The sequence below is a fragment of the Pseudomonas sp. SDO55104_S430 genome (genome assembly GCF_054070595.1).
Genome location: NZ_JBSVXG010000206.1, coordinates 1 through 10,014, shown reverse-complemented (window position 1 = coordinate 10,014; position 10,014 = coordinate 1). Strand labels below are relative to the sequence as shown.

At 59.7% G+C, this 10,014-nt stretch carries 7 protein-coding genes; 5 read left to right on the top strand and 2 right to left on the bottom strand.

The features are described from left to right. Positions 1-79: 79 nt before the first annotated feature. Both lapD and lapG read right to left on the bottom strand, forming a co-directional pair. Complete coding sequence (gene lapD / locus ACW9JE_RS24780; RefSeq protein WP_457434231.1) at positions 80-2,026, bottom strand: cyclic di-GMP receptor LapD; 1,947 nt, start codon at positions 2,024-2,026, stop codon at positions 80-82. Between the two features lie 13 nt (positions 2,027-2,039). After that, positions 2,040-2,732, bottom strand: coding sequence for a cysteine protease LapG (gene lapG / locus ACW9JE_RS24775; RefSeq protein ID WP_457434230.1), 693 nt, complete (start codon positions 2,730-2,732; stop codon positions 2,040-2,042). Positions 2,733-2,929: 197 nt separating this feature from the next. On the opposite strand from lapG, the gene ACW9JE_RS24770 reads away from it, so the two are divergent. The 5 genes from ACW9JE_RS24770 to ACW9JE_RS24750 all read left to right on the top strand — a co-directional run bounded on the left by ACW9JE_RS24770 (position 2,930) and on the right by ACW9JE_RS24750 (position 9,894). Beyond that, on the top strand, positions 2,930-3,640 hold the full coding sequence (locus ACW9JE_RS24770) for a GntR family transcriptional regulator (RefSeq protein ID WP_457434229.1): 711 nt from the start codon (positions 2,930-2,932) through the stop codon (positions 3,638-3,640). Positions 3,641-4,278: 638 nt separating this feature from the next. Continuing rightward, on the top strand, positions 4,279-5,055 hold the full coding sequence (locus ACW9JE_RS24765; RefSeq protein ID WP_457434228.1) for a DUF3050 domain-containing protein: 777 nt from the start codon (positions 4,279-4,281) through the stop codon (positions 5,053-5,055). Next, positions 5,052-5,981 (top strand): diiron oxygenase, encoded by a 930-nt coding sequence (locus ACW9JE_RS24760; protein ID WP_224538283.1) that lies wholly within the window; start codon positions 5,052-5,054, stop codon positions 5,979-5,981. The genes ACW9JE_RS24765 and ACW9JE_RS24760 overlap by 4 nt, the downstream gene beginning before the upstream one ends. A 13-nt stretch (positions 5,982-5,994) precedes the next feature. Further along, complete coding sequence (locus ACW9JE_RS24755; RefSeq protein ID WP_457434227.1) at positions 5,995-9,402, top strand: amino acid adenylation domain-containing protein; 3,408 nt, start codon at positions 5,995-5,997, stop codon at positions 9,400-9,402. A 30-nt stretch (positions 9,403-9,432) separates the two neighbouring features. Then, on the top strand, positions 9,433-9,894 hold the full coding sequence (locus ACW9JE_RS24750; RefSeq protein ID WP_224538286.1) for an SRPBCC family protein: 462 nt from the start codon (positions 9,433-9,435) through the stop codon (positions 9,892-9,894). The last annotated feature ends 120 nt before the right edge of the window (positions 9,895-10,014 follow it).

Below are 10,014 nucleotides of genomic sequence, written 5' to 3'. Positions count from 1 at the left end.
TACATTCGGAACGCATTGCCCCTGTAGGAGCGAGGCTTGCCCGCGAAGACGGATTCCCTGACGACATCACTTCCAAGCTTTACTCCCAAGGTTTGGGCTCACCCACCAACCGCCCCTGAACCCCATACACCCCCATCTCGCGAATCACCGTCAACTCACCCTCGGTCTCAACCTGTTCGGCAATCAGCGGCAAATCGATGCTGTGGGCCGCGCGCTGGATCGCTTCGATGAACAGGCGCTTGTCGCTCTCCTGATCGATCGCGCGGATGTAGCTGCCGTCGATCTTCAGGTACGCAAGACCCAGCCGCGCCAGGTTGCCGATCATGCTGAAGCGTCCGCCGAAGTGCTGCAGGCTGAGGGAGAAGCCAAGGCTTCGCAGACGTCGCGTGAGGTCTTCGAGCATGGCTTGTTCGGGCAATTGTTCTTCACCGATTTCCAGGGTCAGGCGTGGTCCAAAATTGGAGTGCGAGCGCAGCAATTCGAGAAGCGCGCTCAACGCCTGTGGATCTTCCAGGGAGGCGGACGACAGGTTCAGCGCCAGCGACTCTTCGTGATCGTCCATTTGCTCCAGCACCAGCTCCAACATCAGACGATCGAGCCGCGCCGTCCAGCCGAAGCGCTGCAGCCACGGCAGGAAACGCCCGGCGGCCACGCTCTGGCCCTGATCATCGATCAGCCGTGACAGCACTTTGTAGTGCAGCACCAGCTGGGTGTCCTGACTGGCCACGACCGGTTGGAAATACAAACGGAATCGCCGCTGCTCAAGCGCCAGGTCAAGCAAGCTGTGCCAGGCATGCTGGTCATCGCCGACGTCGACCAAAGCGCTATGATCCACGCAAACCCAACGCGAATCCCCCTGACTTTCAGCCTGCGCCAGCGCCTGATCCGCCAGGCCGAGTACCGCTTGCGGTGTGTCGCCATGAACGAAGGGCGCCAGGCCAATGGCGGCAACCGAGGCCACGTCGGTGGCGCCGGTCGCGTGCAGGCTGGCCAGGGCGATGTCGAGGTGTTGCGCCAGTTGCAGCGCTTCTTCGCGCATCATCCCCGGCGCCAGCACCGCGAACTCGCCGCCGCGGATGCGTGTCACCAGATTTTGCGTTTCGGGATAGCGAGCGCATTCGCGGGACAACTGCTCACCCACCGCCGTCAGCAGTTCGTCCGTGCGCTGACCACCCAGACGCTGGTTGAGGCCGGCCAGATCCTGCACCCGCAGCAACAACAGGTAACCAGAACTGGCTTGCTCCGGGTTACTCACCCGCGCGTTCAATTGCATCTCGAAATAGCGCCGGTTGGCCAGCCCGGTCAGATTGTCCTGATAGGACTCGGTCCGCAGTTTTTCACTGCGTTCGGCCTGCTCCTGGAACAGCGCCTTGAGCTTCTCGACCATCTGGTTCATGGCTTGCACCACGCGGCGCAATTCCGGCGTGCGCGGCAGTTGCGGCAGGCTGAGGAATTCGCGGCGGGCGATGGCGTGGGACTGCTGCACCATGTAGTCGAGCGGCTTCAATTGTCGACGCAACAGCAGCGCGCCCAATATTGCGCTGACCACGCCGCAGAGCAGCAACCACGCCAGACTGCCCAAGGCGCTTTGCCACAGCTTGGCCAGGGCGAACATCGGATGGCTGACCACCTCGACCCGCGCCGCCTGCTCCCAACCGCGGCTGACAATCGCATCGCCGCCGGCCGGCTCCAGGCCGATCAGCTTGACGAACCACTGTGGCACACGGGTATCGACCGGGATGCCGCTGCGTTCCACCAGCGTCTTGCCGTCGGACAGATTGATCACGCGGATGCTCGCATAGTACCCACTGTCGAAGATCGAACTGACCAGCAATTCGGTCATCGCCGGGTCGTCGATGTTTGGCGTGAGCGACAGCGCCAACGCGGTCGCGGCGTCCTGTGCGTGGGAGCGCAACTGGTTGACGTATTGGGTGCGTGAGCTTTCCAGGCTGACCATGAAGCTGCCGGTGAAGGCGACGACCAGGAACAGACAGATTGCGATCAATAGCTGTTTGAACAAGGACATCTGTGGGCAGCTCCTAGTGAGTGGTCTCGACCGGAAATCCTTCGGCCTGCATTCTCTTCAGCAGATCCTGCCAACGGGACAGGCGCTTGGTGTCACTGACCTTCTGGTTACCCTTGGTACCCGGCAACCACAACCCTTCCGCATTGAAAGAGTAGACCGGCAGCAGATCCGTTCGTTGGCTGGCCGGTTGAATACTGTCTGTCAGGCTGTCGAGCACCAGCGGCATGGCGTCCGGCTGTGCGTAATAGGTCAGCACCATGTGCGCGCGATTCAGGCGCAAGGCCTTTACGTAGGTGATGCGCAACTTGTCACTGGCCACCCCGAGGTGCCGCAGGCTGAAATACTTGGCAATAGCGTAGTCTTCGCAATCACCTGCGCCTTTCCACAGGGCTTCGACCGGCGTTTCCCAGTAATCGACCTGATGCCAGAGGTCGATGTCCTCGACGTAGCGCATGCGCTGGTTGAAGAAACGGTTGACCAGATTGAGCTGCTCCAGTTCGCCGATGGACTTCTGCGTAGCGAGCAACTGTTGCCAATCATCAATACGTTTCTGACCTTCGCCCAAAGGTCCGTACAATGCCTGCGCCCGACGGCTGATCTGGGAAAAGTCCCAGTCGGCGTGCACAGCGCCCTGCATGATGCCGGCGAGCAGCAAGGCGCCGCACAGCCCTCGCAATATCCGGGATTTGGGGAAAGGTAAAACCAATGCAGGGCACTCTGGAGCGGCAGGTGGAAGTCGGTTGATGGTGTAGGTTAGCCCTTAAAAAAACAATGGCACGGTGAGATCACCCGAGGCGGACTAGACTTGGGAAAAGCCTCGATGTCGTGCGTTTGACAAGCCGCCTGGCGGTTACTAGTGTCAATTGGATCCAAAATTAAATCAGCCAATCAGGGTGCGTTGTAGTGACACATAAGCCCAACCCTCTCAGCAGTATCAAGGTCAACGGGCCGATTCCGGCGCACCTGGCTCGTTCCATCATTGAAGAGACCTTGCGTGCGGCGATTCTGGATGGTCGCCTGCCTTGCGGCATCGCCCTGCGCCAACAGGATCTGGCCGATCTGTTCGGGGTCAGCCGCATGCCCGTGCGCGAAGCCTTGCGCCAGCTCGAAGCCCAGGCGCTGCTCAACGTGGTCGCCCACAAAGGCGCGGTGGTCGCGCCGCTGGTTCAGGGCGACGCCGTGGAAACCTATGCGCTGCGCATCCTGCTGGAGTCCGAAGCGCTGCGCCTGTCGATCCCGTTGCTCGAAACCGCTGATCTGGAACAGGCCGCGCGCTATATCGACGAGCTGGAAACCGAACACGACTACACCGAAATCGGCCGGCTCAACCGTCTTTTCCACATGTCGCTGTACTGCAAGGCACCCAACAAGCGCCTCTTGCGGCTGGTCGAGGATGGGTTGAACGAGGAGGAACGCTTCCTGCGTTTCAATCTGGAGGCCATGGGGCTGGGCAAGCTGTCCCAGGAAGACCACCGCGCCCTGCTGCATGCCGCCGAAAATCGCGACGTCGCCGCTTCCGTGGAATTGCTTGAGCATCACCTCAACCGGGGCGTCGAGGCCATTACCCGCTACCTCGACAGTCCTGAGGCGCAGAGCAAGAAAGCTCAGAGGTAAGCATTTCCCATCCTGCGATAGCGCACTGGTGCCGCTATCGCAGGCATGCTTTGTCAGAACCATCCGCACACACTTTCCCGCCCTCTTCAGCCATCACCGACTCGTATGTCTCGGTGATCGCCCCTGCGTTGAATTACGCTGATTCCTGGGTCGGCAACGAGCCATGAACGGGCAACGCCTGCTGTAGTGACGCAGCCCCCGCAACAGGAACCAACGGAAGGAGTCTTGCCCCGGGACAGGAGAGCGTCGACCTCACCTTCGGCTCACTTTCACCCCTTCAAATCACTTCAAAAAAGTCCAATGGAAAGTTGCTTCGAGTGAGGCATTCACTCTTTATGAAAATTTCGACTTATATAAGTTGGAAGGAGCAACTACGCCCAAATAAAACTTTAATAAAAAGTCTTATTGAAACTTATCGCACCTGAAAAAGTTATAACTTCAAATAACAACAAAATAACTTGCCCGACACTGTTTTTATGTACTAGCTTTTCCATCGCCGCCCATAGCTGCGGTTTGTAAACACATGACCAGAACTTGCAGACCTTAGTCCTGCCGGGGCATTTGTTCGCCAGTAGAAAATGTTGAACTACCGACTGCCAATAGCCGAACACAACTTCCGATCATTGAAGGGATTATCCATGAACGCCACCAAAGAACTTCTGGAACAAAGGAAAGCCGAACTAAGTTCGCACCCGATTTTCTCCGAAATCAATTCACTGTCGATATTGCAGCGCTTCATGGAAAGCCATGTCTTCGCCGTGTGGGACTTCATGTCACTGACCAAACGCCTGCAGCAGGAGCTGACCTGTACCCGCCTGCCCTGGCTTCCACCGCGTGATCCTCAGGCGGCGCGGTTGATCAATGAAATCGTGCTGGGGGAAGAGTCCGATGACCGTCCGACCCAGGGGCACTACAGCCATTTCGAGTTGTATCTGGATGCCATGCGCGAAGTCGGCGCCTGTACTGCCGCCGTCGAGCGCTTCGTGGCCTTGCAACAGGAAGGCGTGAGCTATGACGTGGCGCTGCAGAGCGTCGAGGTCGACCCGGCTGCGGCGCGCTTCGTGCGCCATACCCTGCACACCGCGCTGCATGCGCCCGGCCACAGTGTTGCGGCGGCGTTCCTGCATGGTCGCGAGAGCGTGATACCGCAGATGTTCCAGCGCATTCTCGATGACTGGGGCATCGGCATCGAACAGGCCCCGACCTTTCGCTATTACCTGGAGCGACACATCGAAGTCGACTCCGAGGACCACGGCCCCGCCGCGGAAAAACTTCTCGCACGCCTGGTCGATGGCGATCCGCAACGAGAACAGGAGGTGTACGCCAGCGCGCTCGCCGCGGTGGAAAGCCGCATTGCGCTGTGGGACGGCCTGCGCCTGAGCATGAGCGAAGCGCTGGTGGAGGTGAACGCATGAACGCCGCCGACTACCTGTCGTTCGCCGACACCTGGGAGAGCCGCGCCACCATCCGCACCCGCCCGCGCCGTGTGCTGGAGAACGACGACAAGCTGATCTACCCCTTGAGCCGCCAGCCGCTGGTGCTGAGTGAAACCTTCCTGCGCGAGTGTCCCGGGCAACGGGATTTCGCGCTGGTGCAGACGCTGTACAAATTCATCAACGATGTGGTGATTTTCGAAACCGAGATCGTCGACAAGACCGCCCGCAGCATCGCCAAGAACCGCTTCGACCTGGCCTTCCCGTTCGCCTGCCGCTACGACGCCATGACCGTGGTCATCGACGAGGATTACCACGCGCTGGTGGCCATGGACTTCATGCAGCAGACGGTCGCCATGACCGGCATCGCACCCATCGAGCTGCCGGATGAAATCGAACTGAGCCGGGCGATCCCGGCGGCCATCGCTCTGGCACCGATGCACCTGCGCAGCGCGGTGGAGTTGATCTGCGTGGCCATTGCCGAGAACACCGTGACCGGCGACGTCGCGGCGTTCGCCAAGGACGACACGGTCAAGCAATCGATCAAGGGGCTGATGGCCGATCACTTGCTCGACGAAGGCCGGCACTCCGGTTTCTGGACGCGGATGGTGCGCATCTACTGGCACACCGCGAGCGAAGCAGACCGCCAGTGCATCGCACAGATCCTGCCGGTGTTCATCGGCCATTACCTGACCAACGACATCCAGAAGTCCTTCGACCTGCGCCTGATCGAGGCCTTGCCGATCAGCGATGCCGCGCGCCTAGCCTTGAGGAGCGAGGCGTCCGGACTGGCCTACCCGATCAATCGCCATCACCCGCTGGTGGCCAACATCGTGCGGTTCCTGCGCAGCAGTTCACTGCTCGATTCGTCGTGCGTGCAAAGCGCCTTGAGCGACTACCTGATCTGACGAGGAGTACACCATGAGACGTCTCGACATTCTGCTGATTGGACGAAGCCAGGCCTTGACCGACCTGGGGCTGGAACTGGAACAACATGGACATGCGCTGACAAGCTTGAAATCGCTCGATGGGTCTGTGCCGCTTGGGGCGGATCTGCTGATCGATGACTTGAGCCTCGACTGGCAGGTGTCCATTGATGCACCGCGCCTGACGCTGCAAGTGGGCGTTGGTCTGGCCGGTGCCTCGGGCTTGCCCTCGCTGGATCTTTTATGCGCAGTCGATTCCAGATGGTTGAGTCGAGTGCCGATGGCCGATGAGCCTTCGGGCAACGGTCAGGCGCTGCGCTTGAGGGCTCTGGCGGAACTGGTGGATCAGGTGAGTTTGCTGGTGAGTCGCTACTCGCGGGACGCCGAATATTTCAGGCTCGCCGAATCTGCGGTTTGTCCTCACTTCGAATCGGTTGAGAATCTGCTGTTTCTGGACAGCCTGGCCTTCGTCCATCGGCTCAACGCGACGGCTGATCCCCGGCTGCTGGCCATTGCTCAGATACCGATGATCGAGCGGCTTGAGCAGCGTTTCATTCAGTCTGCCCGGCGACCGGCGCTGAATGTTGGGGGAAGCGTGTTGGACTATCGCCAATTGCATGCATTGAGTTGTGCGATACAGCAGCGTTTGCAGCCGTTGCTTGACTCTCTGGAAGGACCGCCGGTGGTGGGCATCTGTCTGCCAAAATGCAGTGCGCTGTATGCGGGGATCCTGGCGGTGCTGGGGTGCGGCGCGGTGTACCTGCCGCTGGAGCCGAGCCATCCGCTGCAACGTCAGCAATACATTCTGTCGAACGCCGGCGCGGTGTTGCTGCTGCATGACGGACAGCATCCGCTGGCGATTGATATGCCGGGGCTGGACATCACCGCTATCGATGCCGAAGGGGTGAGTCTCGATCAACCGCTGATGCGCCGTCGTCTCGATCTCGACGCGCCGTGCATGGCGCTCTACACCTCGGGCACCACCGGCCACCCCAAAGGCGTGCTGCTCAGCCAGACCAACCTCGCGCACTTCACAGCGTGGTACGCCGACTACGTGCAGTTGAGCGAGCAAAGTCGGGTACTGCAGTTTTCTTCGCTGAGTTTCGACTCATCGCTGATCGATATCTTCCCGACCCTGCTGCAAGGCGCCGAGCTGATCGTGCCCGACGACGATCAGCGTCGCGACCCGCTGCAACTGGTGGAGCTGATCCGCCAGCATCGGCTGAGCCACGCATTCTTGCCACCGGCACTGCTGAGCATCCTGCCGCTGGAGCAGCTGCGTGAACTCGAGCATGTGATGACCGGGGGCGATGTCTGCGAGCCTTGGGTTATCGAGCAACTGAGCCGCCAGGGCAAGCTTTACAACCTCTATGGGCCTACTGAAGCCACGGTGCTGATCACAGCGCGTCGATTGCAGGCGGGCGATCACAATCGGTGTTTGGGTGAGCCGATCGCCAACAGCCAGGTGCTGATTCTCGATGAGGATATGCAGCCGGTGATCGAGCAGACGGTCGGCGAGTTGTACATCGTCGGGCCCGGGGTGTGCCTGGGGTATCTGAACAATCCGCAGCAGACCTCTTCGCGCTATTTGGACCTGAATCTACCGGATGGACGAAGCCTTCGTGTTTATCGCACGGGGGATATGGCGAGGTGGACTGCTGGCGGGATCGAGTTGTGTGGGCGGCGGGACAATCAGGTGAAGATTCGCGGGTTTCGGGTCGAGCCGGAGGAGATTGAGCGCTGCCTGCGGGACGCCGGGTTGTATCGTCAGGTGGCGGTGGTGATCGACAGTCAGCGACGGATTCTGGCCTTCCTTGCACAGCCTCAGCCTGGTGTTGCTCTGGAAACGCTGAAGGCACATGCCACCGATTGTTTGCCGGACTACATGCGGCCCGTTGCGTGGACCGAGCTTGCGTGCATGCCCTATGCAAGTAACGGCAAGGTTGATCGCAAGGCGCTGCTGGAGCTGCCAGTGAGTGTCAGTGAGCTGGTGGCGCGACGTCTGCCGGCCAGCGCCGATGAAGCGCGTTTGCTGGAGATCTGGGCTGACTTGTTGGACCTGCCGGCGAGCGATATTTCGACCGATGAAAGCTTTTTCAATCTTGGCGGCCATTCGATCCTGCTGTCGCGAATGTTGCTGCGTTTGCGTGAGGAATTCGGGCGCAGCATTTCGATCAACCGGTTCATCGAGCTTCCTACGATCGCGAAGCTGGCGACGCTGGTTCGTGGTTCCGGTAGCGAAGAGGTGCTGAGCGAACGGGCCCTGGCCGACGCCTCCCGTGAGCTTGCGGTGCAGCCGTTACCTGTCGGGCAAATGGGCGATGTGCACAAGGTGATCGTGACCGGTGCCAACAGTTTTGTCGGGGTGCATATCGTCGAAGCGTTGTTGGCGTGGGGAGCGAGCGAGGTAGCTTGCCTCGTCCGCGACGGTGGTGGGCAGTCGGCTGCAGAACGTTTCACTGTGGCGCTGCGGGAGAACCGCCTGGAGCACCTGGACCTGAGTCGGGTGAGGGTTTACGCGGCAGATATCACGCAGCCTTCCTTGGGGCTCTCACAGGCGGTTTACGAACGGCTGGATCAGGAGTTCGGCGCGCTGGTGCACAACGCGGCCAACGTCAACCACGTGCTCGATTACGAGTCGCTGGCTCGGGACAACGTCGAGCCGATTTTCGAGTGCCTGCGACTGTGTGAAGGGCGCAGCAAGAAGATCTTCAATTTCGTCTCGACGCTCTCGGCGTCCAGCACGATTACCAGCGAGGGTCGGGTGCTTGAGTTGCCTGCCGCGCAGACTCCGCCGATCTACATCAAGAATGGTTACAACCTGTCCAAGTGGGTGGGGGAGCGGATTCTGGAGCGGGCTCGTGCGCTCGGTGTGTGGGTCAATCTCTATCGCCCCGGCAATATCAGTTTCAACAGCCTCACGGGCGTGTGTCAGCCCCACAAGAATCGCTTGATGCTGATGCTCAAGGGGTCGATTCAGCTCGGCCAGGTGCCGGAGTTCGCGCTCAATTTCGATTTGATGCCGGTGGATTTTCTCGCCCGCTTCATCGCCTTTCATGCCAGCCGCTATCAGCCGGAAAAAGCGGTGTTCAACCTGCACAACCCCGAGCCGTTGAGTTGGGACAGTTACGTGGCGTCCTTTCGTGAGAGCGGCCGGGAATTCTCTTTGGTCAGCGTCGCCGACTGGCAGCAGCAGTTGGGCCGGGTCGATAGCGATAACGCGTTGTTCGGGGTGCTTGGGTTTTATCTCAACGGCTTCGAGGAAGACATCGGCGACATCTCGATGATTGGCCACGACAACGCCCAGGCCGGTGTGCGGCAGATGGGTGCGCGTTATCCGGAGAAGTCAGCGGCGCTGCTGCGCCGTGGCTGCGAGTACCTCAAGGAAATCAATTTCATCTGATTCATCACAACCAGGAAATGGAGCAAAACCATGATCAATCTGAAACCCGATACGCTGATCAAAAACCCTCAAGGCTGCCATGTGGTTTCTTCGGTGGAGGTTGCGGCCGATGCTGCGCAGGTGTGGGCGGTGGTCGGCAATTTTGCCGGATTCGAGCGATTCATCCCGGCGCTGTCGCATATCGAGATGACGGGGGATGGCGTGTCGTCCCTTCGCAAGAAGTTCTTCAAGGACGGCAATCTGGTGGTGGAGCAACTCAACTCTCGCGATGACACGGCTATGTGTATGACGTGGACCACGATCTACAACACGCTGGGGGTGGCTAATCTTTGGGCGGCGATGCGGGTTGAGCCTTTGAGTTCAGGTATTTGCATTGCGACCTGGAGCATCATTGCCGAGCCTGCGCAGGGCGATGCCGAAGGTGGGTTCAAGGAATTCGTTCAAGGGTTCGCGGATGATGCGATGGGGAATGTGTCGAAGCTGTTTGCTTGACGCGTTTTACTGGCCCGGAAAGACAAAACCCCTGTCTGCGTTAGCAGACAGGGGTTTTGGAATTCAATCTTGACGATGACCTACTCTCACATGGGGAAACCCCACACTACCATCGGCGAT